Genomic DNA, 24,015 nt, shown 5'->3' with positions numbered 1-24,015 from the left:
ACCCTGCCCCGGCTTGTGCCGCCAACGAGTCCTCGAATTCCGAAACTGGAGTGAAAAAGAAACGGGCGGCAATGCCGCCCGCTCTCTCCATCAGTTAACGCTGGCGCTGCACACCGGTGGCTGGAAGTCGCCGCCGTGGCCGCCCTGGAAGCCGAAGGAGGCGCTGCCCCCGGGCTGCAGGTTGCCATTCCACTCGATATTGCTGGCGGTGACGGTAAGGCCGTCTGCAGAAATATCGAGGTTGGCATTCCAGCCGTTGACGAGTTCCACCGGCTGGTCGAAGGTCAGCGTTACCTGCCAGCCCTCGATGGCCGTGTCGCTCTCGTTGGTGACGGTCACGCCGTTCAGCACGAAGCCGCTGTTCCAGACATCGTTGTTGCCGAGACTGCAGCTCACTTCCCCGGCGACCGGCTCGTAGACTTCCACCGTCACTCTGTCGCTGGCGGAGAGTTCCGCACCGTCCTCGGTGGCGACGATATCCAGTTGATAGAGACCGACTGCCGCCGGTGCCGGCACCGTCAGGGTTCCGGAGCCGGTGCCGCTGTCCACCTGGCTGCCATCCAGGTAGAGATTGACCCCTTCGGCATTCTGCAGGCTGTACTGCACCGGAATATCGCTGCCCAGTGCAAAGCGGTCGCCGTCGCCCGGGCTGGCGATATTCACCGCGGGCACCAGCGGCGCCTCCACGTCGATGGATACCGTGGCCGCACCGGAGGTCGCGCCGGCGTCGTCAGTAACGGTAAAGGTGAAACTGTCGGTGCCGAAGAAACCGCTGTCCGGTGTGTACAGGCGACTGGCGCCGCTGCCGCTGAGGCTGCCGTCGGCGGGGCCACTCTCGATGCTGTAGCCGGTAATGCTGCCGTCGCTATCGCTGCCGCTCAGGTTGATCGCCAGCGAGGTTTCGTAGGGCGTGGACAGGCTCTGGCCGTCGGCGCTGGGGGCGCAGTTGACACCGGTATCGCCGCCGCAGCCGCCGCCGGGTTCCTGCCCCCAGATCAGTTCGCCGCCGTCGTACAGCGCGATCAGTGGCGCCTGTTCGCGGCTGCTGCCGTAGTCGTCCCAGGATGGGTCGTTGCCGGGCTCCCAGGGCGCGCCCTCGGGCACGGCGATGCGGAACTGCGCTTCCTTCTTGGATTCCGACTGGCCGCCCGGATAGATGTCCACGCCGTCGAAGGCGACTTCCACATAGTAGAGGTTGTCCGACGGATCGCCCCAGGCGAAGGGGCCGGTATAGCCACTGCCCTGGCTATAAGCGCTGGAGAGAATCAGGTCGTCGGCGCTGTAACCGGCGTCCACCAGTTCGGAGATATCGATCCAGTAGCGCAGGCTCAGGTCGTCGGTGAGCCGCGCCGGCCAGGCGCTGCGGTTGTGCGGGCGCGCGCTGATTTCCGTGTGGCGAGGGCCGCTGGAGTTCAGCTTTGCATCGACAAAGAATTCCAGGTCGCGGGTTTCCGGGGCCGGGAACTGGGCTTCCGGAATCGGGTCGCCGCCGAAGTCCTGCCACAGGCGCGCCAGCGCGCCGGTAAAGCCGGCGTTGTAATCGGTGGCCACTTCGTTCAGCACATAGTCGCCGCGGTCGTTTTCGAAATTGTCGTTGGTATCCGGGCCACCCACGAGTGCGCCGACCAGTGTGTGCCGGTTTTCCACCGGTTCCTGCAGGCTGTCGTTCCAGGAGCCGTGCGCGGTGCGGTGGTGCGGGGAAAGCGGGAAGACACTGCCGTAACCGATCTGGTAACTCATATTCATCGGGTTGTCGCCCAGCAGGTATTCCATCTGGCCGACGGCGAAGTCGTAGTAGGTCTGCGCCCGCGCATTGCCCGGGTCTTCGGCTTGCAGGAAGTCCGAATACACCAGCGCGATAAAGGAAGTGTTGGCCGTGTAGCGGGCCGCGCCCCACTGGTCCAGGTGGGCCAGGCCGCCGGGCGTGTAGGTGACCCGGTTGCCGTCGTAACCGGTGGTCCAGAAATCCAGCCAGCGCTCGGCATCGGCGCGGTACTGGGCATCGCCGGTAATCTGTGCCATCAGCACATAACTGCCGTAGCTCTTGTCGTCCCAGGCGTGGGTCCAGCCATAGGATTTCACCGGTTGCTGCTGCTCGTTGCTCAGGTCCTCATAGTAGGTAACGGCCTTGTCCAGGTAGCTGCTGTCGCCGGTGGCGCGGTACAGCCAGCCGGCCCCCCACACCAGTTCGTCGTTGTAGCCACTCCATGAATTGTAAAAGGAGGAGGCATCGGTGATGCAGTCGGTGTAAACGCCGCGGTAGTTGTCGGCAAAGCTGTAGAGCTGTTCCGCGTGGGTCAGCAGCTCGGCGGCGTAGGTCGGGTCGGTGGATTCGAACACCATGGAGATCGCGGCCAGCGCCGCGGCGGTTTCACCGGCCAGGTCGGAACCCGGGCAGCTGGCGTCGACCTTGTAGGAGGGCCGCGCCATCTGCATGACTTCCGCCGAACCCCACCAGGCGTGGTCGGCGTTGCCCGCGCCTACCTGGCCCCAGAGTTCGTTCGGTGCCGTGTGCGCCTTGACGAAATAGTCGGCGACGAAGCGCAGGTTGTTCTGCAGGTGTTCAAGCTGGCCGGTCTGCTCGTAGGCGGCGCGGTTTTCCACCGCGCCCCAGGCCAACATGGTGGCACTGGCCGCCATCGGGAAACCGAATTTGACGTGGTCGCCGGCATCGTACCAGCCGCCGGTCAGGTCGACGTTGTTGTCGGCGCCGTCGCCCATACCGGAATCGCCGCGCCACTCGTTCCGGTTCCAGGCGGGGATGGGACCGGACTGTTGCGCCTCGTAAAAATAAATCGATTTCTGCAGCGCCTCGCCGTAGTTGGGCGCGACCTGCGCCTGGGCAGCCGCGGCCACGCCGGCCGCCAGCGCGCAAAGTGGATAGCAAACTCTCATCAATCGTTTCATACAGAAGCCTCATTTTTTATTGTCTGAAGCCCTGGACAAACCGGCCGTTTTGACGGCGGTAACGCAACGATCCAGCAGGGATCCAGGTCACACACACCGCACCAAAACTACCGCTCAGAACTTCCCTTTCCGTCGATACCGCAATTCCACCCTATCGGCTCCGAGCCAGGTGTGCGTCCGACTAAATGAGACGGGCCGATTTATTGCGCAGACGAGGTTCAACTTCGCGAGTCGCGGGAGGTTGAACCTCCCACTTTGGGCGCCGCCGCGGGCCGGGAATGCACGGGGGGCGAACCCGTTCACAGTATTCCCGGCACCGGCGACAGGCGGGAGCCGCCGGTTCGTCAGGGCGTGTGGATATCGGGCCAGGGGTAGGACTGGACTTCGCTGCCGATATAAAAGGCCGGGTGCGGCGGCTGGTTGTAGCCGCTGTTCTGCCAGGCGATGGCCGCCCGGTACTGCGGATCGTGCATCAGCGTGGGAATGCGCAGCCCGGTTGCCTGCGGTGTGGCGTAGATCCGCAGCGCCGAGCTGTCCGTCGTGCGCCACACCACCTCTTCCCGCCAGTCTCCGAACAGGTCGGCGGACAGTGCCGGGGTGGCTTTGGTGCCGTTGTTGGAAGCCACACCGGAACCGGTCAGCAGGCGCTGGGCCGGGTCGTAGCGGTCGATGTGGGTGCCGTCCAGCAGCTCCCGCTCGCCGTCGCCATCCCACCAGACCAGGAAGTTGGCGGAACCGGGCTTGCTGCCCACGACATTGCCGCCGGCGTCCAGCAGGCCGCTGACGCGGGACGACCAGAATTCCGCGCCGGCACTGCCGCTCCAGACATTGCCGGCCACCGCGCGGCCGTTGTCGCCGCCGGGCGCGGTCTGGAAAATCACCGAGCCGTTCGTGCCGTCGATCAGCCGCGACGAGGGCTGGTCGCTGTGCTCCCCGGGCATGAACACTTCCTGGCCGGGGCGGTTTGGGACAAGGTCACTCACGTGCAGCGCATCGCCGTGGTACAGCCGGGTATTCCACAGCGGCTGGCCGCCGGAGCCGATCGCCATGGCGCCGAAGACGATATCCTGGCGGCCGTCGCCGTCCAGGTCGGCAATCGACAGGCTGTGGGCGCCCTGCCCCTCGTACTGGCTGCCGGCCTGGTCGGAATCGAATAGCCAGCGGGTGCTGAGGTTCTGGCCATCGAAATCCACCGCCCAGATAACCGTGCGCGTGTAGTAGCCGCGGGAGAAGACCAGGCTGGGTGTCTCGCCGTCGAGCCAGGCGGTGCCGGCGAGGAATCGGTCGACGCGGTTGCCGTAGCTGTCGCCCCAACTGCTCACATTGCCGCGCGGCGGCTGGTAGTCGACGGTATCGATCGCAGCGCCGGTAACGCCGTCGAAGATGGTGAGATATTCCGGGCCTGAGAGAATATAACCGGCCGAGTTGCGATAATCGGCCCCGGCATCGCCGATGACAGTACCGCTTCCGTCCACGCTGCCGTCGGCGGTTTTCATCGCCACTTCCGCGCGCCCGTCGCCGTCGTAATCGTAAGCCTGGAACTGGGTATAGTGGGCCCCGGCGCGGATATTGCGCCCCAGGTCGATGCGCCACAGCCGCTCGCCGTCCAGCCGGTAGGCATCGACGTAGACATTGCCGGTATAGCCGCTCTGGGAATTGTCGCGGGAATTGCTCGGGTCCCATTTGACGATCAGTTCGTAGCGGCCGTCCCCATCGAGATCGGCCGCACTGGTATCGTTGGCGGAATAGCTGTAATCGGGGCCGTCCGCCGGGCGCTGCAGGGGGACATCGAAGTAGCCGCCGCTGTTGAACACCACCTCAGCGGCCGCCGGTGCGCCCTCGCTGCCGCCGGTCACGGCGCGCACCGAATATTGCGCCGACGCCGCGGCGCCGCTGTCCAGGTAATTGGAGGCATCGGCTATGGGATTGCCATTCACTTTCTGGCCGTTGCGATAGAGGTTGAAGGCCACGGCCGGATCGTCCGTGCCCAGAAGACGCCAGCTCACCAGGTTGCCGCCGCCAGTGGGTACCACGGAAACACCGCGGCCGAGCCTCTCCATCCGGTAACGGCCACTGCCGCCGGAGGCGCAACTGCCCGCCGCAGGCCCGTGGCCGGTGACGGTCAGCGCATCGATATTGGCGAGGCCGTCGCTGCCGCTCGCCACCAGCTCGACGCTGTTCTCGCCCGCTTCCAGGTGGACCACGGCGCTGGCCTGGCTCCAACTGCTCCAGGTACCAGTGGTGGGGAAATCCACTCCCGCCAGGTCGACACCATTGACGCGCACACTGCCGGGGCGACTGTCGCCGCCGTTGGCAAAGCGCCAGTCCAGCAGGTAATCGCCGGCGGCCGCCGCAGCGACGCTCCAGCGAATGCCCGCGCCGGCCAGGTTTTCCGAGTTGGCAAAGCCGCTGCCGGTATGGCCCCCGTGATTGCTGTCGACGGTGCCGTCGACACCACAGAAACCGGCGGCGTTTTCCTGCAGGGTAACGGCACTGTCATCGCCGCCACTGCTGGAGGAACTGGAAGAGCTGGAGGAGCTGCTGCTGGAAGAACTGCTACTGCTGGACGAGCTGCCCGACGATGCGCCGCCGTTGCACGGGGTGCCATTGAGCGTAAAGACCGCGGGCACATGGGCCGGCGGCTGGCTGTCGTTGAGCTGGATACCGAAACGGTGGGTGGCGCCAGGGGCGATGGTGCCATTCCAGTGGTCGGCGGCATTGGAGGCGCTGACACGGGTGCCGCTCTGGACGATATCGGCATTCCATCCGCCACTGTGGCTCTCGCCCGCCCCCAGATCCCATTCCAGCGTCCAGCCGGCAATGGCCTCGCCGCCGCTGTTGGTGATCCCCACATCCACCTGGTAGGCACCGTTCCAGTCGCTGATGGGGTAATCCACCGCACAGGAAACCGTTTCCTGTGACTGGGCCTGCAGCGGCAGGAGCCAGCTGCAGGCCAGACACGCTGCCCACAGGCGGGCAGCCGCAAAATGATCGTGTTTGTTCATCGCCGTTTTCTCTGTCTGTCGGCGCGCGCTGTTTTACCTCCACTCCTCACCAAATGTCGTTGTAAAAATTTCGCCGGCCATCAAAGCAGCCCGGGAATAAACCGGTAGCGCACCTGCCTGCAGTACTCACCGTACTCCGGGTCCGCGCCCAGGTGGCGCTCCTCGGTGATCGCCCGCCAGTAGTAGACCCAGGTCATCAACAGCAGGCCCAGTGTCTGCGCCAGTGCCAGTTGCCAGTTGCCGCTGAAACCCCAGTAGACGATCACCGGGAACATCACGCACCACCAGGCAAAATTCTTCGACGCGTAGGCCGGGTGGCGCACCAGCCCGTAGAGGCCGGTGCGGATGATGCCGCGGTGGGTCAGGTTGGAAAAACGCACACCGAAATGCGCCGTCGCCGCCACGTAGATCAGGTAGCTGGCCAGCATCAGGGTAGTGAACAAGCTGACCAGCCAGGTGTTGCCCAACTGCAGCACTTCCCGCTCTCCCGGCGCGCCGTAATACAGGCCCAGGAACATCTGGAACGGCGGGTAGCACACCAGGCACACCAGCCAGCCCAACATGGAGGGTTCGGCGGAGCGGGTCTGGTTGTCGACCCAGCGGCTGGAAATTACATAGCCGCACCAGGCCAGGGCCACATCGATCGAAAACACCAGGGCCACGGAAATATTGAAGAAGTCCGTATTGAACTGGCGGTGGCTGTAGCGACCCGCCTCCACCGCTGCCGGCAGGCCATCGAGGAAATAGCCCATGTTATTCACCAGGTGCGGGAACTGGTCGGCGAAAAACACCGTCATCAGCGGGGCGAAAAACAGCTTTACCAGCAGCGCGCGCAGGTTCTTGCGTTGCGCCTCACCGAGGGTCGGCTTGCGCGCGCGCAGCAGTTCCCCCAGCCAGCCGATCACCATCGCCGCCGTATCCATGCGGTCGGCCTCCGGCGAGTGGCGCAGGGCGCGGGTCAGCAGCACATAGGGCAGCCCCCCCAACAGCCAGGCGCTCCAAACCAGTTCCAGCAAGCGGAACCAGGGCTGGTAGTAGGGGTGCTGGCGGGCGAAGCCGTATTCCCCGGCAGTGTGGAAAAAACCGATCACCAGCGCCAGCAGCCCCAGGTAGACGCCGTAGTGCAGGCAGCCGTCCAGCAGGAACTTGAGCCACAGCCCGCGGCGCAGGTCCGGGTGCAGACGGAAAAAATCCCGGCCGTGCCACTGCCGCAAGCGCATGAGTTCCACCAGCAACATGGCACCGGTGCTGAGCGCCAGCGCCGCCAGTACCGTATCCAGCCGGTTGTCGGTCACCTGCCAGGCGCCGATCGACAGCCCCTGGGCCAGTGCGTTATCACTGTCGAACCAGGCGGCGAGCAGCACCACCGCCAGGGCGCCGGCGAGGCCGCTCAGCCAGGCGCGATCCATGATCCAGGTATTCTCGGTTTTCTCCGCGGACAGCGCCGCGACATCGGCTGTCGGGCTATGCACGGGCGTATCTCCTGGCGGGTTGCAACGGTATGCGGCGCATCGGTTGTTCCTCTTGTTATTCTGGGGGGCCTGCGAACAGGTCCCCACAGGTTACCGCGAATTACTCCGCTGTGCAGGTAACCGTCCCCAGGTTGCCCGGCGCACCCTGCATGCCGAAGCTGGCGCTCTGGCCCGGTTGCAACTGGCCGTTGTAGTCGGCGTTGGTCGCGGTCAGCAGGCTGCCGCTGGTCCCGTCCAGTTGCGCGCTCCAGGCGTTGCTGATGGTCACGTCCTGCCCGAACTGCAACTGCGCGCTCCATTCGCTCACCGGCGCGCTGCCGTTATTGGTGACGGTGATACTGTTGAGCACAAACCCGGAGCCCCAGTCGTTCACCTGCTCGACACTGCAACCCAGGCCGGCGCCACCGCCCGATGACGAGCTGGAAGAGGAACTGCTGGAACTCGACGAACTGCTGCTCGAACTACTGCTGGAAGAAGCGCTGCTCGAGGAGCTGGAGCTCGAGGACGAACTCGACGAGGAACCGGTGCCGCTGCAGCCGGGATACACGCTGGCGCACTGGGCCGTGGCCGCGATACCGTCGGCGCCGTTGAACAGCCGCTCGCCCCAATCGGACAGGTTGTCCGGGTCCCAGTTCAGCGCCATATCCAGGTAGGGCTCGGTGTTGCCGGACCAGGACCAGCCCAGGTAGCCGATACCGCGCGCCTCGGCTTCCGCCAGGATCGAGTCCTCGTCCACCGGCTGCCCCTGGTGCTCGTGACCGAACTCACCCACGATCAGCGGCAGGTTCATATCCTCAAACGCCTGCATGTAGCTGGCGACACTGCCCTGGTCCGGGTAGATCTGGTACATGTGCACGGAGAACAGCGTATTGCCCAGCGGGTCGGCGGCGGCCAGGGTCTCGGCGTTGTCGCGCATGAAACCCTGCCAGTCCTGGCCCCAACTGGAGGCGTCCACGACGATGGTGTGGGTCAGGCCGGCATCGCGCAGGGTCTGTATCGCCGCGCTGGTGTCCTCGACATAGGCGCTCTCGGTAACCGTGTTGCCGAAGGGTTCGTTGGCGATATTGACCAGGACATAATCTTCCTGCCCCTGGATTGCCCCGAGGATATCCGGGCTGGTCCAGTATTCCGCGGCGCTGGAGATATGCACCGCGGCACTGTCCTCGCCCCAGCCGGTGGCGTCGTGCACTTCCAGCACGCAGATCAGTGCATTGGCTTTGCACTGCTGGATGATACCGGTTACATCGGCGCCGTCATTACGCGTCCAGCGGCCGCCATTGGACAGCACCACACGCACGCTGTTGGCCCCCGCCGCGGCGATATCGGAAAGCGCCTGCGGGGTGCGGCTGGTATACCAGGTGTGGGCGTGGTTGACGCCGCGCATGACAAACGGATTGCCGTTGGCGTCGACCAGCTGGCCGTTCTCGATCGAGAAACCGGCCCAGGTATTGGCCGCGGCCAGTGCCAGGCCGGCGGCGCAGATCTGGTGAATCAGTTTTTGCATTTTTCTTTCCTGTTTTTCCTGCTGCTTGAGTGTTGCTTGATTGCATCCGGGATTGGAATTTCCGTTGCCGGCTTCCGCAGATGGCCCTCTCCCCGTTCCCTCTCCCCGTTCTCTCTTCCGGAGGGAGAGGGATATCCCGCACTCCCTCATATCGAGAGGGTCGGGGAGAGGGAATCAAAACTACGGAGTCAGTCCCTCAATCCAGCGGCGGGTAGGCGTTTTCCGTCAGCGCCTGGAAAGCCTCCGGGAACCAGCGGCCCGCGTGCGGTGCATTGGGCAGCGCGCCGGTCGCGTTGTTGCCGTTGAGCTCATTGCCCTGGTAGTTCGGATCGCACATCGGGTCGTGCTTCTTGTTCGGGTCGTTGGGATCCTGTTCGAAATTGGGATCGCTGATACCGTCCGACTCGCCCTGGGGTTTGATCCATACGTACGCATCCACGCCCGGGTGTGGTTCCGCCTGCGGCCGGAAACCGACACCGCCGGGCTGGTTGCACCAGTTGCCGCGGTGAATGCGGCGATCGATACGCGACTCGTTGACGTAGGTATTGATATTGGTACTGGAGGAAGTGCCAGTGGGCCGGTCGGGGCCACCCCAGCCGTTGCGGCCGGTATCGATCAGCATGCCGAGCGACTGCGGTGCGCCGCGGGCGATCATGGCATCGCGCCAGTCCTGCACGAAGTCCAGCTCCTCGAAGTAGTCGTTCCACTCGTAGAAATCCGCCGCCCGCACCGGCTGGCCACCGACGTTCAGGGTCGGATCCGGCAGGTAGGGTTCCTCCACCGGCGTATAGTTGGCGGAGTTGGAGGCGAAGCCGGCGACGCTGTCCCAGCCGGCATCGGTGCTTTCAACCACGTCGCCGATCAGGTTCACCGCCGGGCCGAAGTTGCTGCTCCAACCGAGCCAGCCGGAGTGGGCGATGTCCACATAGGAGTAGACGTTCGGGATCTGCGACAGCTGGTTCAGCGCGTAGCGGATACCGTCGCGATAGCCGCCCGGACCGTTGGCCTCCTGGCACTCGGGAATATCCAGGTTGGTCACCAGGTTCGGCAGGGAATCCACCTCGACAATGGCGACGATATTGATATTCGCATAGGCGGGATCGGAGAGAATGTCGACAATCGGCGCAATATACTCATCCTGGTAACGCTGCATGCCGTTCTCGGCGATCAGCAGCTCGCCGTTGGAGGCCAGTGCCGAGCAGTCGCGGTTGGGCAGGTCGTAGACCACGAACATGAACAGGTCGTCGCCATTGGCCAGCGCCTGGTCCAGGTGACCGCGCAGGCCCGTGCCCTCGGTGATGGCACCGATGCGGTCCATCCACACGGCGGAGCTGTAGCCGGCAATGGCGCTGCCTCCGGGCTCGGCCATGGCGTTGGCGGCCCAGACCGGGTTCACATACCAGCTGTTGGACGCCGCAAACGGATTGTCCAGGCGGCCGCCGGAGGAGCTCGAGCTGCTACTGGAACTGCTGCTGGATGAAGACGAGCTGCTCGAACTCGAGCTGCTGCTGGAGGAGCTCGAGGAACTGGAGGAAGAACTGCTGGAGGAACTCGATGAACTGCTGGAAGAGCTGCTCGAGGAACTCGACGAGGAGCTGCCGCCGTCGCCATTCACGATGACCGGCACTGCCGATACATTGCCCGGCGTCGCGGTAAAGCCGACACTCACCTGGCCGCCCGGTGCTATCTCACTGTTGTAACCGGCGGCGTTGACGACATAGTGATCTCCCTGGTGAGAACTGATCACGCCGTTCCATAAATTGTTGATGTCCACGGCCATGTCGAACTCGACAGACCAGTTGGACAACGTCGTGGCGCCGTCGTTGGTCACCACTATTTCGCCCTGGAAACCGCCGCCCCAGTCATTGACGATGTTCATCGTGGCCTGGGCCGCATAGGCAGACGGCAGGCCGAATACAAACATCAAAAGCAGCAGGCTTTTGTTGAATAAACGGTACATGGTTTCTCCCTTCTCGCTGATTCAGTTATTTTTCTGGAAAACTTCATCTGGATATTGAATGCGGCCCCGGTTTCCGGGGCCGCACCTTTTTCGCGGGATACGCCACCCCGGCAGGGGCGGCGCATTCATACAGCGGAACTACTCCTGGTTGCCGTTCCACAACCTTCATACAGCGGAACTACTACTGGTTGCCGTTCCACAACCTTTCCAGCAGGTTGGTCTTGCGCTGGTCGAAGTCCTGCCACTCGCCCCAGCCGGTGGTGTTGCTGATCGGGTCATAGGCGTGGCCGTACCAGCCACCGGTATCACCGGATTCGGGGTTGATGGACCAGTAACAGCCCTGGATATTTTCATCGACCATGTAATCGACGAATGCATCCTGCCACTGTCCATCCACCACGCCCGGCTGGATGTGATCCCAGCGGTTCTGGTCGCGGATGGCACCCTTGTCGGGCCAGTCCAGGTTGCCGCCGAACTCGCCCACGACAATCGCGTAGCCCTGGTCGCGCAGGTAGCCGAAGTGCTCTTCCCAACCCGGCCGCAGCAGGCTCTCATTGATCACGATGTTGCAATCGTTATCGCCGGCCTCGTCGCCTTCGAGACCTTCACACTCGGGCTGTGCCGGGTCCATGAAGCTCTTCTGTACGAATACGGACGGACCGTAGGTGTGCGGCGAGTAGACCAGCTGGCTTTTGGGAATATCCGGCGGGTTGTCACCGGCCTCGAACAGGTTCTCACCCCAGTTGGGGTTGGTGAACTCTTCACCGTGCGGAACCTCGGTGGTGGAGTCCGGTGTGCCGTCCTGGGCGTTTGCCGTAGCGGAAATACCCTGAACAAACAGCAACAGGTTCGGGTTCTCTGCGTTGATCACGTCATAGGCGTCCTCGACGTGTGTCTTCCACTCTTCCCAGGTGTAGTCAAAGGGCTCGTTGAAGATGTCGATACCGATGATGTTATCCACACCCAGTTGCGCTTCCAGCGAGGCCAGCTCGCGCAGGTTATCGAGCCACTGTGTCTTGTCGTACGGCTGGATGCGGGTCACGCCGTCCGGGTTGTTGGTGGCAGCGCAGGAGCTGTCCTCCCGGTAGAAGTCGTAGTTGTCCCGATCCGCATCGGCGTAGGGGGGACGCGCATCGAAGCGACCGGAGCGCCAGCCAATGTAGTTGGAGCAGGAGTGCACGTCGAGCATGACTTCGATGTTGTTTGCATCCGCGGCGACGATGAACTCCTCCAGCGCCTGGCGCGCATTCGGTACCAGTACCGACTCGTGGTTTTTCAGGTAGGGTTCCTTGCCCTGCGGATTATCGGGATCCAGTGTCTGTGGCACGACCGGCATACGGACAACGTTGATACCCATACCGGTAATTTCGGTCATGGTCTGCTGGATGGTGCGTCCGGTGCCCTGGTTGTTGTTGGCCCAGAAGGTATTGCCGATATAGAGCTCCATCGGTGCACCGCTGGGGTTGTCCGGATCGTCCGATGGCTCGTGGCGCCCCTCGAGGCCAAACCAGGAACCGCACTGCACCGGGAAGACCTCACCGTTTTTGGTGATATTGCCGGAAGTATCCACACGGAAACGCCCGCCGCCACTGCTCGAGGACGAACTGGAGCTGCTGGATGAACTGGAACTGCTGGAGCTCGAAGAGCTGCTCGAGCTGGAACTGGACGAGCTCGAGGAGCTGGAACTGGAGCTCGAGGAGCTGGAACTGGAGCTCGAAGAGCTGGAGCTGCTCGAGGAACTGGATGAAGAGCCGCCGTCGCCGATGACCACCACCGGCACCGCGGCGACATTGCCGGGCGTGGCGGTAAAGCCGATGCTGACCTGGCCACCGGCCGGGATGCTGCTGTTATAGCTGGCGGCATCCACAACGTAGTGATCGCCCGTGTGGGATGCGATCACGCCATTCCACAGGTTGTTGATATCCACTGCCATATCGAACTCCACCGACCAATCGGTAAGCTCGCCGGCACCGTCATTGACGACGACAATTTCCCCCTGGAAACCGCCACCCCAATCGTTGAGGATGTTCATGGTTGCCTGCGCCGCGAAGGCGGAGGGCATCCATAAACACAGTATGAGCATCCACAACTTTCTGGTTAATAGTCGATGCATTTTTGGTTCTCCCGTCATCTGTGCTTCACTCTGTTGAATATTGAATGGTTCATCCGTTGAACCGGTTTGCAGCCGGGTGGACTGCACACAAGTTACCGCTCCCTCTCAGCGCGCCTGCCGATCAACCACCCGACAGCGCGTACTCCCTGCTTTCCCGTGTACCGCCGACCTCCACTGCCAGCCGCAATCGGTCCTGTGCGGGAAAATGCTCGATCTCCGCCACTGCCTGCAGGCCGCGATCGAGAATGCGGAAATCGCTGCCGTCCGGCCGGCTTATCGCCAGGTCTACGCCGTCACTGCGCGTCAGCCGGCCGTCCCCGTTGCGGTCTTCGCGCACCAGTTGGTACAGGAAAAAAACCGTGGCCGCGCCATAGCCGACACTGTTGCGATACAGTGGCCGGTAGCTGTCGATCAGCTGGCGGGTACCGGAAAAAAGTCGCCGCGGCAGGACACCCCGGCGGACAACAAACTCCAGGTTGCGCAGCGCGCCGTCAGCGCCGCGCAATTCGCGAAATTTCAGGGACTGGCCGAGGATTGGCTGTATATCACCGGGAACGACAGCGGTGGTCTCGCGCGCCTCATCCCCAACGGAATCGGATGTGTACGGCGACGGCGCTTCACGAGTGGCGGCCTCGGCCGCGCTATTCCCGACCACTGCCGGCGGTGGTGGCTCGTCGCTCACCGGCGAGTGCCGCTGTACCGATTGCTCGCCGCGATTCCACACCATCAGCAGCAACAGCACCGCCAGGGTCCCCAGGCCTGTCAACCAGCGATAAATATTCATCTATCGCCACCTCAGTTCCGAACGCTGCGCGACACCGTCGTACAACCGCCGGACCTCGCCGCTGTCCAGGTCCATGCTGGCCAGCACCAGCGAGCGCGCGTCCAGGGCATCGCCGTAGAGAAATGCAATGCGATCTTCACCGGGATAGAAAACAGGCGCCCGGTGCAATGCCTCGCCATCGGTGAGCTGGCGGTTTTTCCCCTGCATATCGGCAGAGAACAGCTGCATGCCGCCGCGATAGACCTTCCGATGTGTCTGCTCGTCGTAGTAGAAGCGGTAATCCACCAGCCCCGAGTAGAGCAGCCGCCGCCCGTCCCGGCTCCATTCCGGCGCGGCCTGCACTTCCACCCCGTCGGCGGAGATCCTCCGCTCCCGGCCGGTTTCCAGGTTTCGTAACCACAGGGTGCGATTGCCGCCTTCCAGGGGATGCCTGACATACGCCAGGTGGCGACTGTCCGGCGACCAGGAGATCGCCACCGGCGGCCGCCCGGCCGACGCCATCAACACCTCGATTTCGGCGGCGGGACCATCGCCGCTGGTAACGGGCAGTGTTCCTAGCAGGAATTCCCCTCCCCGGCGCACGGCCAGTGCGATCCGGTTGCCGTCCGGCGACCAGGCGTAGTCGAGGATATCGTCGGCCCGCAGCAGTTCCCGCCGCTGGCTGCCGTCGCGATTTACCAGGCCGAGCCGGACACTGTTTTGACTGCGGCTGATAAATGCGACCCGATTCCCACCCGGGGCAAACTGCGGTTCCAGGTCCTGGTGTTCGCTGGAGGCGATCGCGCGCGGCTTTTCACCGGCGGCGACCAGGTAAATATTGAAATTTTCCGAACGGCGCTCCAGGTCCACTCCCGCCTCTGGCTCGCGGTTGGAAGAGAAGACAAGATCGCCGGAAGCGGAGATATCCGGCTGTATATCGCGCCAACTGATATTGTCGGTCAGGCGATGCAGTTCACCGGAATCGTCGAGTGCATAGATATTGGATACAGGGCCCGCCACCTTGGCCGCAAAGACGATATCCGCTGCGGCCGTGAACGGAATCACAGACAGGGAAAACGACAGTGAAAAGGCCCTTACAAGGGGCCGGCGGAGCAGGTCTGGCATACGCACCTTCCAAGCCACGGTTTGACAATCCGAATGCACCGGACAGAAAAACACTGTCCGGTGTATCCATGAGCTTGTTGGTGCGATCTGGGAACGACCAGTGGACGCTATACGGAATTGCCGGGAGCGCCCGGAACCCTGGGCGGCACGTCAATTCCGAATCTCTGGAACCACTGTATTATTGTTTTTTATCAACTTAAAATATCGAGTCGCAACATTTTTTGACAGTTCGTCTTGCCTGCCTTTTTTATTTTTTCGACTCAGTAGTAATAAACAGGCTATCGCTGTTCACCTTTGCCGGGCAATCAAAAGTACTGTTTTTCGTTTTTTTCATCCTGAAACTGTGAACCGATATTTTCCCACCTGTGGCCCTCCGGCTTTAAACGGGCAAAAAAAAATGGCAGGGAGTTGCCCCCCCACCAAGCTCGCACCAAAACCGGGTCGTTACCATCCGGGGTAGACGATCAGCGCTACTCGATTTATTTCAGGCTTTTTGTTCGACAGCGCAGTCGCCTTGTCCTACTGGCACTATTTTTAGGACATCCCCCGAGGGCGGTCGTCCATGTTTGCGACCCGACTGAAATTTTTACTTCGTTGAACCTGCTGTGTCCGTAGTTGTACGCGGGTCCGATGACTCCCCGGCCACCGGTATCGGGCGGGTTCCCGGCTCCGGGATCGATCGACGGGCCGTATATGCCCGATGGCTCTGGCGGTTAAATTTTCAGGGCCCGCTGTCCGGATAGAGGCCGCAAACCCGGTCCGCGGGGGTAAGCATTCCGCCACGACCGCAACTCTTACCCGGGGCTGTTGGCCTGTATTGCCATGAAGTGATAGATTTCGCACCCCAAACCGTACCTGTGTAGCAAGATGTACCCATGCTTCAGTTAGTCGTTGATTCCGGTTGTGACCTGTCGGATGAGTTCCTGCGCAGATTCTCCATTCCCGTACGGCCCTATTGTGCATGGAGCACACCGGCAGCTCGGTAACCCGAACTCCGCGCGGCTTCGACCAGTGCACCGAGGCGCTGTTCGAGCTGGCGGCAGACAGGATCCGCGCCGGCGAACTGCTGGTGCCGATGATGGTGGTGAGTATCGCCGGCCGTCTGGAGGACCTGGCGAAGACGCCGGGCTTCGCCGCTCTGGAACAGGCGGCGGAAGAGAAAGGTGTGAAGGTATATCGCTCGGTGATGAGCCTGTCCGGCGGCATCAACCTGGGGCCGGGGACCGTGGCACTGGCGCTGGCCACGCGGGATTAGAGCTGCTCCCCTACAGGCCGGCCGGGACAAGACACATCCGCATCAGCCCGATCCAGGCGTAGCCCGGATGCAGCGCAGCGGAATCCGGGAAAAGAACCCACCGGCGCCCTCCCGAACGGGGAGGGCATGGCGATCAGGAAACGACGTTGCCGTAGCTCATCAGGCGCTGGTAGCGCTTGTCCAGCAACTCGTCGATGGGTACGCCGCGCAGCTGGTCCAGCTGTGCCGCCAGGCGCTCCTGCAGCCGGTCGGCCATGGCGGCCGGATCCCGGTGGGCGCCGCCCAGGGGTTCCGCGATGGTCTCGTCGACGATTCCCAGTTCCTCCAGCACGCTCGACGTCACCCCCATGGCCTCGGCCGCCAGCGGCGCCTTGTCCACGGTTTTCCAGATGATGTTGGCGCAGCCCTCCGGGGAGATCACGAAATAGGTGGAGTACTGCAGCATATTGAGCTGATCGCCAACGCCGATCGCCAGTGCGCCGCCGGAGGAGCCCTCGCCGATCACGGTGCAGATGATCGGCGTGCGCAGGCGCGACATCACCGCCAGGTTCTGCGCAATCGCCTCACTGATACCGCGCTCCTCGCTGTCGATACCCGGGTAGGCTCCCGGGGTGTCGATCAGGGTCAGTACCGGCATCTTGAAGCGCTCGGCCATCTCCATGATGCGCAGCGCCTTGCGATAGCCCTCCGGCTTGGGCATGCCGAAGTTGCGCGCCACCTTGTCGTTCACCGAGCGCCCTTTCTCCTCGCCGATCACCGCCACCGGCTTGCCGTCCAGGCGCGCAATGCCGGAGATGATCGCCTTGTCGTCGCCGAAGTGGCGGTCGCCGTGCAGCTCGTCCCAGTCGGTGAAGATGCGTTCGATATAGTCTTTCGAGTAGGGGCGCTGCGGGTGGCGCGCCACCTGCACTACCTGCCAGGGGGACAGGTCCGAGTAGATGGATTCGGTCAGTTTCTTGCTCTTTTCCCGCAGGCGGGTGACCTCTTCGGCGATATTCAGTTCGTTGTCATCGCCGACGTGCTGCAGCTCCTTGATCTTGCCTTCCAGCTCGGCAATCGGCTGTTCAAACTCGAGAAAATTGAAATTCATGAAATCCGCGCCTTGAATGCTCCGGGAGCGCGGAGCTTTCCCGGAACGCCAAAGGCTCCAGCTCCGCTTGCGGGCTGCAGGCCCGCCCCTTTATCGTCGATTTAAAATGCCGGCTAGCTTACCCAGATAGAACTGCCTAGTCGAGCCACCCGTTCCGGCGTTTCTCGCAGGGCCTGCGGCCAATCTGGCCACGGGGCCGCACCTATCGCCGCTCAGTGTAGTTGAGCGCGACCCGATCCCGCCCCAGCAGCTCGCGCAGCGACTGCACCATCTGGTCGTTGGGCTCCACTTTCCATACCTGCGGCAGCCGGTAGGTGCCGCGGGCATCGCTGCGCAGTACCTCCACGCTGACACCGCAGTTGCTGGCCGGCCCGCCGGTGTAGGGCTGCAGGCAGGCGGCCAGCCGCTTGCCCAGGCCCGCGGTGGCAGCGGCGGTGTCTACCTGCAGGCGCACGCCGTTGACGCTGCCCTGGCGCAGTTCGTCCAGGGTGGCGACGTTGTTGACGGTCATTTTCAGGCCGCCGCTGTATTCGTCGTGGGATACCGGGCCGTCCAGGACCAGCAGCGCATCCTTGGCCAGTTTCTCCCGGTGCTCGCCAAAGGCCTCGCTGAATACCGCGGCCTCGATGCGCGCGCTGCGGTCGTCCAGGGTGACAATGGCCATGGAATCGCCGCGCTTGGTCTTCATGACCCGCATGGCCACCACCAGGCCGGCCACTTTCTGCGTCTCTTTACCCGGCTTCAAATCGGCGAGCCGCGCCTTGACCAGGTGCTGCAGCTCATCCTCGTACTCGTCGATCGGGTGGCCGGTCAGGTACAGACCGAGGGTGTTCTTCTCGCCCTCCAAACGCTCGCGAATGCCCCAGGGGCGCGCGCGGCGGAAATCGGCGTAGACATCGCCGTCGCTGGCCTGCGGCACCACTTCGCCGAACAGGTCCATCATGCCGGCGCTGGCGTTGGCGGCCTGCTGCTCGGCGCCTTTCACCGCCTCGTCCAGGGCGTTGAACAGCACCGCGCGGGAGTAGTCGAGGCCGTCGTCACCGGCGGTGTCCGGGCCGATGCTGTCCAGGGCGCCGGAGCGCACCAGCGCCTCCAGTGCGCGCTTGTTGACCTTGCGCGGATCAATACGCGAGCAGAAATCGAACAGGTCGGTAAAAGGCCCGCCCTCGTTGCGCACGGCAATGATATTCTCGATCGGGCCCTCGCCCAGGCCCTTGATGGCGCCCAGACCGTAGATGATGCGGTTGTCCCCGTTCTCGGAGACAGGCACGGAGAACTGGTAGCTGCCCAGGTTCACATCCGGCGGCACCAGGTCCAGGCCCATGGCCCGGCACTCCTCGATAAAGATCACCACCTTGTCGGTCTTGTCCATGTCCGAGGACATGGTCGCGGCCATGAACTGCGCCGGGTAGTGCGCCTTGAGCCAGGCGGTCTGGTAGGACACCAGTGCGTAGGCGGCCGAGTGGGATTTGTTGAAGCCGTAGCCGGCGAACTTTTCCACCAGGTCGAAGATCTTGATCGCCAGGTCCGGGTCGACGCCCTGCTCCTTGGCACCGGCTTCAAAGATCTCCCGCTGTTTGGCCATCTCCTCCGGTTTCTTTTTACCCATGGCGCGGCGCAGCAGGTCGGCGCCGCCGAGGGTATAGCCGGCCAGCTCCTGGGCGATCTGCATCACCTGCTCCTGGTAGACGATCACCCCGTAGGTGGGCTCCAGGATCGGTTTCAGTTTCTCGTGCTGGTACTTGGCATCGGGATAGGCCACCTGGGCGCGGCCGTGCTTGCGGTTGATGAAGTCGTCCACCATGCCCGACTGCAGCGGGCCGGGGCGGAACAGTGCCACCAGGGCGATCATGTCCTCGAGGTTGTCCGGCTGCAGGCGCTTGATCAGCTCCTTCATGCCGCGGGATTCCAGCTGGAACACGGCCGTGGTCTCGGCCTTCTTCAGCATGGTGAAGGTGTCTTTGTCGTCCAGCGGCAGCGCGGCGATATCCAGCGGCTCCGCGCCCTCGCGCGCGCGCTGCTCGTCCACCATCTCCTTGGCCCAGTCGATGATGGTCAGGGTGCGCAGGCCGAGGAAGTCGAACTTCACCAGGCCCGCGTCCTCGACGTCGTTCTTGTCGAACTGGGTCACCAGGCCGGCGCCGGTCTCGTCGCAGTACAGCGGCGCGAAATCCGTGAGCTTGGTCGGCGCGATCACCACGCCGCCGGCGTGCTTGCCGACGTTGCGGGCCACGCCTTCCAGTTGCACGGCCATCTCCCAGATTTCCTGGCCCTCTTCGTCGGTCTCCAGGAATTCCCGCAGCACCTCTTCCTGCTCCAGGGCCTTGGCCAGGGTCATGCCCGGGTCCGGCGGGATCATCTTGGACAGCTTGTCGGCCAGGCCGTAGGACTTGCCCTGCACCCGCGCCACGTCGCGCACTACCGCCTTGGCGGCCATGGTGCCGAAGGTGATGATCTGGCTCACCGCATCGCGGCCGTAGTTGTCGGCCACGTAACCGATCACCCGGTCGCGCTTCTCCATGCAGAAGTCCACGTCGAAGTCGGGCATGGACACCCGCTCCGGGTTCAGGAAGCGCTCGAACAGCAGGTCGTACTGCAGCGGGTCCAGGTCGGTGATATCCAGCGAGTAGGCCACCAGCGAGCCGGCACCGGAACCCCGTCCCGGCCCCACCGGGATATCGTGGTCCTTGGCCCACTGGATAAAGTCCATCACGATCAGGAAGTAACCCGGGAAGCCCATCTGCAGGATGATGTCCAGCTCGAAGCGCAACCGACGCTCGTAGACGGCGCGGCGCGAACCGTAATCCGGCGCGGACTGGTCGAGAATCTTGTCCAGGCGCCGCTCCAGGCCGTCGAAGGAGACCTTCTCGAAGAACTGGTTCTCGGTCATGCCCTCCGGGATCGGGTATTCCGGCAGGAAGTACTTGCCCAGCTGGATCGGCGAGGTACAGCGGCGGGCGATTTCCACCGTGTTCTGCAGCGCTTCCGGGATATCGCTGAACAGCTCCGCCATCTCCTCCGGCGTGCGCAGGCACTGCTCCGGCGAGTAGCGGCGCTCGCGCCGCGGGTCGTCCAGGGTGCGGCCGTCGTGGATGCAGACGCGCACCTCGTGGGCCTCGAATTCGCTCTCCTCCAGGAAGCGCACATCGTTGGTGGCCACCACCGGCAGGTTCAGCTCGCCGGCCAGGGCCACCGCCTCGTGCAGGTAGTCCTCGTCGCCGGGGCGACCGGTGCGCTGCAGTTCCAGGTAGTAGCGCCCCGGGAAGGTCCGCGCCCACGCGGCGGCCAGCTCCTGCGCCTGCTGGCGGCGGCCGGCGACCAGCGCGCGGCCCACATCGCCGTACTTGCCGCCAGACAGCATCAGCACGCCCTCGGCATACTCCGGCAGCCACTCGCGGCGGATATAGCCGTAGCCGTGGTACTGGCCCTCCATCCAGGCGCGCGAGATCAGCTCGGTGATATTGCGATAACCGTCGCCGTTCATCGCATAGAGGGTGATCAGCGTCGGCTTGTCCTCGCCGCCCTCGCTGAGCCAGAAATCCGCCGCGGTGATCGGCTTGATACCGGCGCCCAGGCAGGCCTTGTAGAACTTGATCTGGCCGTAGAAATTGCTCTGGTCGGTGAGCGCCAGCGCCGGCATCTGCAGCTCTTCGGCCCGCGCCACCAGCGGCTTGATGCGCACCAGGCCGTCGATCAGGGAGAATTCGGAGTGGACACGTAAATGGACGAAAGGTTGGGTCATATTTTTGTTTGATTCTCGGCAATGAACCCCACGGCAGCAGTCCGGCACGGAGGCCCCGCTCCACACGCCCGCCGGCCCCGCAGGGTACTTCTAATGTCGTTACAGAACGCGGCCCATCTGCCGCGCGCGCTCGTTGCAGTTTTCCAGCACCGCACGGCGCTCGTCGTTGTCCATCGATCCCCAGCGGCTGATCTCCGCCACGCTGCGAAAACAGCCCTCACAGATATCCGCCGCATTCAATACGCAGACGGATACACAGGGGGATTTTACCGGCCGTTCGGCCGCGGCTGCCTTATCGGACATCACGATTCTTCAATCGGCTCCAGCTGTTCGGCAAAACGCCGACCGTTGGCCGCGTAGTGGTCGCTACTGGCCTTGAGCAGTTCGAAAGTCTCTTCGTCCAGGGATTTGACCACCTTCCCGGGGCTGCCGAGCACCAGCGAGTAGTCGGGGATCTCGGTATTCTCGGTCACCAGCGCGTTGGCGCCGACTATACAGCATTTGCCGATCTTCGCGCCGTTCAGCACCACCGCATTGATACCGATCAGGCTGTAGTCGCCGACGGTGCAGCCATGCAGCATCACCTTGTGGCCGATGGTCACGCCGGTACCGATGGTCAGCGGGATATCGGGATCGGTGTGCAGCACGGAGCCGTCCTGCACATTGCTGTATTCGCCGATGGTGATCCGGTCACAGTCGCCGCGCACCACGGCGTTGAACCACACAGAGCTGTGACTGAGCATCCGCACGTTGCCGATGATGTGGGCACCGGGGGCGATGTAATGGCCCTCGCCCTCCAGTTGCGGCTGCTTGTCGCCCAGTTTGTACAGCATTTGGCCTCCGGCAGGGGGTCGACGATGAGCCGGGTATTATCCGGGTCCGGAGGGGCCGTGGCTAGTAACTCAAGTTTCGGAGTTCGAGATTACGGATCGAAAGGCGTAGCCCGGATGGAGCGCAGCGGAATCCGGGAAACAAGAGTGCGGCCCGGCACCACAATCCCGGATTCCAGCGCTGCGCGCCTCCATCCGGGCTACGCCCTGCCGATAGCTGGCAGGTCCATCCATATCGGGAGCCTGCCCCGCAGGCCAAAGAACGACTACAGCAGCTCGGCCTGCTGAATGAAACGCGCCCCCTCCAACGTTAACAGCCGCGCCTTCATCTCCAGGCCACCGGCATAGCCGGTCAGGCTGCCGTCGGCGCCGATCACCCGGTGACAGGGTACGACGATCGCGATCGGGTTGGCGCCGTTGGCGCGGGCCACCGCACGAATTGCCTTCAGATTGCCGAGCGCCTCTGCCTGCTGGCGGTAGCTGCGGGTCTCGCCGTAGGGAATCTGCCGCAGCGCGTCCCAGACCCGGCGCTGGAAATCAGTGCCCGGCGGCGCCAGTGGCAGGTCGAACTCGCGGCGCTCGCCGGCGAAGTATTCGGCCAGTTGCCGCGCCGCCTCGTCGGTCAGTGGCGAGGCACCCCGCTGCCAGTCGGCGCCGGTGGGCAGCGGCCGTTCACCGCGGTGAAACGACAATGCCACCAGGCCCCGCTCGCCGGCCGCGATACGCATTTCCCCGAATGGGGTGGTATGGATTTCGTAGTTGATCATCCGTTGTCTCCGCTCTTCAGCGATTGCCACGCCAGCAGGGCGCCATAGGCGCGCCAGGGGCGCCAGTGCTCGGCGCGGGCCAGCGCCTGTTTCGGTTTGGCCTTTTCACCACCGCTGCCCAGGGCCTGCAGTATGCCCAGGTCCGAGGCCGGGAACGCATCCGGCATCGACAGGCCGCGCATGGCGATATAGTGGGCAGTCCAGTCGCCGATACCCGGCAGTTGTGTCACCTGCGTGCACCACTGGTCCAGGTCCTGCTCGTCGAAATTCACCCGGCCATCCAGTGTCGCCGCGACAAATTCGCGCAGCGTCCTCGCCCGCGCGCGGGTCAGGCCGATTCCCTCGAAGTCCGCGCCGGCCAGTTGCGCGGCCGACGGGAAAAGCCGGTATTCCGCGCCGCTGTCATCGGTAAAGGATTCGCCGTAGCGCGCCGCCACCCGCCCGGCAATCGTGGTGGCCGCGGCCACCGAGATCTGCTGGCCGAGAATCGCGCGCAGCGCGTATTCGAACGGGTCCCAGGCGCCCGGCAGGCGCACGCCGGGTGTTTTCGCCAGTTCCCGTGCCAGCAGCGGGTCCCCGGACAGCACGGCACCGATCTGGTCGCTGTCCGCATCCAGGTCGAACAGCCGCCGCAGGCGCTGGTTGACCAGGTACAGCGACGCACCACCCTCGCCGCTGACGTCCACCACCAGCCGCTTTCCGTCCGCATCGTCCGACACCTGCAGCACGCCGCGCGCATCGTTCACGGCAAAACTGCGCCGGTAGACATCCCCGTCCACCTGCTCCACGCCGGCCAGGGCGCGGGCGCGGAAAAACGCGAGCAACTGTGGCCAGTGGAACGGTGGCCGGTAATGCAGATAGAGCCGCGTTGCCGCGGGCCCGCCGGCATCCGCGTCGCGCTGCGGCCCTCGACCGCCCGCTTGCTGTCGGCGCACATCCGAGGGCGTGCGCCGGTAGATCTGTTTGAACACACCATTGAAACGCCGCAGGCTGTTGAAACCGGCCTCGTGGGCGATCTCGGCCACCGGCAGTGCCGTATCCCGCAGCAGGCCAAACGCAAACAGCGCCCGCTCCGCCTGCCAGACCGCCAGCGGGCTGATCCCCAGGTGCTCGGCAAACAGGCGGCGCAGGTAGCGGCTACTGACGCCGAGGCGCTCCGCCAGGGTCTCGATCGACTGCGCCTCCCGCTCACTGCGCATCAGTTTCAGCGCCCGCTCCACGGTGGTCGACACCAGCCCCCAGGCCGGGCTGTCCGGCGCCGCGTCCGGGCGGCAACGCAGGCAGGGGCGGTAGCCGGCGCTGGCTGCCTCGACCGCCGTCGCAAAATAGGTCACGTTGCGTTCCAGCGGCGGCCGTGCGGGACAGATGGGCCGGCAGAAGATACCCGTGGTTTTCACCGCAGTATAAAAGCGACCATCGAAACGTCGGTCGCGGGCGAGGCGCGCACTGGCGCAGATTTCGGGATCGAGTTGCACGGCTGTT

General features: G+C 63.8%; 15 protein-coding genes. 1 reads left to right on the top strand and 14 read right to left on the bottom strand.

What is annotated here, in order from left to right:
- Positions 1-90: 90 nt before the first annotated feature.
- The 8 genes from MWN76_RS17265 to MWN76_RS17230 form a co-directional block, all read right to left on the bottom strand.
- Entirely contained in the window at positions 91-2,895 is a 2,805-nt protein-coding gene (locus tag MWN76_RS17265; protein ID WP_250463695.1) for a glycoside hydrolase family 9 protein, read from the bottom strand.
- Positions 2,896-3,251: 356 nt separating this feature from the next.
- A complete protein-coding gene (locus tag MWN76_RS17260) occupies positions 3,252-5,912 on the bottom strand; it encodes a rhamnogalacturonan lyase family protein (protein WP_250463692.1) in 2,661 nt (886 codons plus the stop codon).
- Positions 5,913-5,992: 80 nt separating this feature from the next.
- Positions 5,993-7,384 carry a methyltransferase family protein gene (locus MWN76_RS17255; protein ID WP_250463690.1) on the bottom strand — a complete coding sequence of 464 codons (1,392 nt, stop codon included), beginning with the start codon at positions 7,382-7,384 and terminating at the stop codon, positions 5,993-5,995.
- Between the two features lie 100 nt (positions 7,385-7,484).
- The gene (locus tag MWN76_RS17250) at positions 7,485-8,888 is read right to left on the bottom strand and encodes a cellulase family glycosylhydrolase (protein WP_250463687.1); all 1,404 of its coding nucleotides are present in this window, start codon (positions 8,886-8,888) and stop codon (positions 7,485-7,487) included.
- A 196-nt stretch (positions 8,889-9,084) separates the two neighbouring features.
- Positions 9,085-10,848 (bottom strand): glycoside hydrolase family 6 protein, encoded by a 1,764-nt coding sequence (locus tag MWN76_RS17245; RefSeq protein ID WP_250463684.1) that lies wholly within the window; start codon positions 10,846-10,848, stop codon positions 9,085-9,087.
- 181 nt (positions 10,849-11,029) lie between these two features.
- Complete coding sequence (locus MWN76_RS17240; RefSeq protein WP_250463681.1) at positions 11,030-12,931, bottom strand: cellulase family glycosylhydrolase; 1,902 nt, start codon at positions 12,929-12,931, stop codon at positions 11,030-11,032.
- A gap of 151 nt (positions 12,932-13,082) precedes the next feature.
- Positions 13,083-13,745, bottom strand: a complete 663-nt coding sequence (locus tag MWN76_RS17235; RefSeq protein ID WP_250463678.1) for a hypothetical protein — start codon at positions 13,743-13,745, stop codon at positions 13,083-13,085.
- Entirely contained in the window at positions 13,746-14,849 is a 1,104-nt protein-coding gene (locus MWN76_RS17230) for a TolB family protein (RefSeq protein WP_250463675.1), read from the bottom strand.
- A gap of 961 nt (positions 14,850-15,810) precedes the next feature.
- Here MWN76_RS17230 and MWN76_RS17225 point away from each other — a divergent pair.
- Positions 15,811-16,104, top strand: a complete 294-nt coding sequence (locus MWN76_RS17225; RefSeq protein WP_250463671.1) for a DegV family protein — start codon at positions 15,811-15,813, stop codon at positions 16,102-16,104.
- 133 nt (positions 16,105-16,237) lie between these two features.
- Here MWN76_RS17225 and MWN76_RS17220 read toward each other — a convergent pair whose 3' ends face one another.
- From MWN76_RS17220 to MWN76_RS17195, 6 genes are all read right to left on the bottom strand, one after another.
- Positions 16,238-17,194: an acetyl-CoA carboxylase carboxyltransferase subunit alpha gene (locus MWN76_RS17220; RefSeq protein ID WP_250463668.1), complete on the bottom strand. Its 957-nt coding sequence runs from the start codon at positions 17,192-17,194 to the stop codon at positions 16,238-16,240.
- A gap of 202 nt (positions 17,195-17,396) precedes the next feature.
- Positions 17,397-20,936, bottom strand: coding sequence for a DNA polymerase III subunit alpha (dnaE, locus tag MWN76_RS17215; protein WP_250463665.1), 3,540 nt, complete (start codon positions 20,934-20,936; stop codon positions 17,397-17,399).
- Between the two features lie 99 nt (positions 20,937-21,035).
- Positions 21,036-21,239 (bottom strand): DUF1289 domain-containing protein, encoded by a 204-nt coding sequence (locus MWN76_RS17210; RefSeq protein WP_250463662.1) that lies wholly within the window; start codon positions 21,237-21,239, stop codon positions 21,036-21,038.
- Positions 21,239-21,769: a gamma carbonic anhydrase family protein gene (locus tag MWN76_RS17205; RefSeq protein ID WP_250463658.1), complete on the bottom strand. Its 531-nt coding sequence runs from the start codon at positions 21,767-21,769 to the stop codon at positions 21,239-21,241. The genes MWN76_RS17210 and MWN76_RS17205 overlap by 1 nt, the downstream gene beginning before the upstream one ends.
- Positions 21,770-22,032: 263 nt before the next feature.
- Complete coding sequence (locus MWN76_RS17200) at positions 22,033-22,533, bottom strand: methylated-DNA--[protein]-cysteine S-methyltransferase (protein ID WP_250463654.1); 501 nt, start codon at positions 22,531-22,533, stop codon at positions 22,033-22,035.
- On the bottom strand, positions 22,530-24,008 hold the full coding sequence (locus MWN76_RS17195) for an AlkA N-terminal domain-containing protein (protein ID WP_250463653.1): 1,479 nt from the start codon (positions 24,006-24,008) through the stop codon (positions 22,530-22,532). Before MWN76_RS17195 ends, MWN76_RS17200 begins: the two co-directional genes overlap by 4 nt.
- Positions 24,009-24,015: the final 7 nt, after the last annotated feature.

It is taken from the genome of Microbulbifer litoralis, assembly GCF_023634065.1.
Lineage (GTDB): Bacteria > Pseudomonadota > Gammaproteobacteria > Pseudomonadales > Cellvibrionaceae > Microbulbifer > Microbulbifer litoralis.
The sequence above is the reverse complement of the archived record's forward strand: the minus strand, read 5'-3'. Positions and strand labels throughout refer to the sequence as shown.

What these genes read in the sequence shown, in the direction of transcription:
- MWN76_RS17265 (WP_250463695.1), bottom strand. Translation starts at nt 2,895, where the DNA reads ATGAGAGTTTGCTATCCACTTTGCGCGCTGGCGGCCGGCGTGGCCGCG.
- MWN76_RS17260 (WP_250463692.1), bottom strand. Translation starts at nt 5,912, where the DNA reads ATGAACAAACACGATCATTTTGCGGCTGCCCGCCTGTGGGCAGCGTGT.
- MWN76_RS17250 (WP_250463687.1), bottom strand. Translation starts at nt 8,888, where the DNA reads ATGCAAAAACTGATTCACCAGATCTGCGCCGCCGGCCTGGCACTGGCC.
- MWN76_RS17245 (WP_250463684.1), bottom strand. Translation starts at nt 10,848, where the DNA reads ATGTACCGTTTATTCAACAAAAGCCTGCTGCTTTTGATGTTTGTATTC.
- MWN76_RS17240 (WP_250463681.1), bottom strand. Translation starts at nt 12,931, where the DNA reads ATGCTCATACTGTGTTTATGGATGCCCTCCGCCTTCGCGGCGCAGGCA.
- MWN76_RS17235 (WP_250463678.1), bottom strand. Translation starts at nt 13,745, where the DNA reads ATGAATATTTATCGCTGGTTGACAGGCCTGGGGACCCTGGCGGTGCTG.
- MWN76_RS17230 (WP_250463675.1), bottom strand. Translation starts at nt 14,849, where the DNA reads ATGCCAGACCTGCTCCGCCGGCCCCTTGTAAGGGCCTTTTCACTGTCG.
- MWN76_RS17225 (WP_250463671.1), top strand. Translation starts at nt 15,811, where the DNA reads ATGGAGCACACCGGCAGCTCGGTAACCCGAACTCCGCGCGGCTTCGAC.
- MWN76_RS17220 (WP_250463668.1), bottom strand. Translation starts at nt 17,194, where the DNA reads ATGAATTTCAATTTTCTCGAGTTTGAACAGCCGATTGCCGAGCTGGAA.
- dnaE (WP_250463665.1), bottom strand. Translation starts at nt 20,936, where the DNA reads ATGACCCAACCTTTCGTCCATTTACGTGTCCACTCCGAATTCTCCCTG.
- MWN76_RS17210 (WP_250463662.1), bottom strand. Translation starts at nt 21,239, where the DNA reads ATGTCCGATAAGGCAGCCGCGGCCGAACGGCCGGTAAAATCCCCCTGT.
- MWN76_RS17205 (WP_250463658.1), bottom strand. Translation starts at nt 21,769, where the DNA reads ATGCTGTACAAACTGGGCGACAAGCAGCCGCAACTGGAGGGCGAGGGC.
- MWN76_RS17200 (WP_250463654.1), bottom strand. Translation starts at nt 22,533, where the DNA reads ATGATCAACTACGAAATCCATACCACCCCATTCGGGGAAATGCGTATC.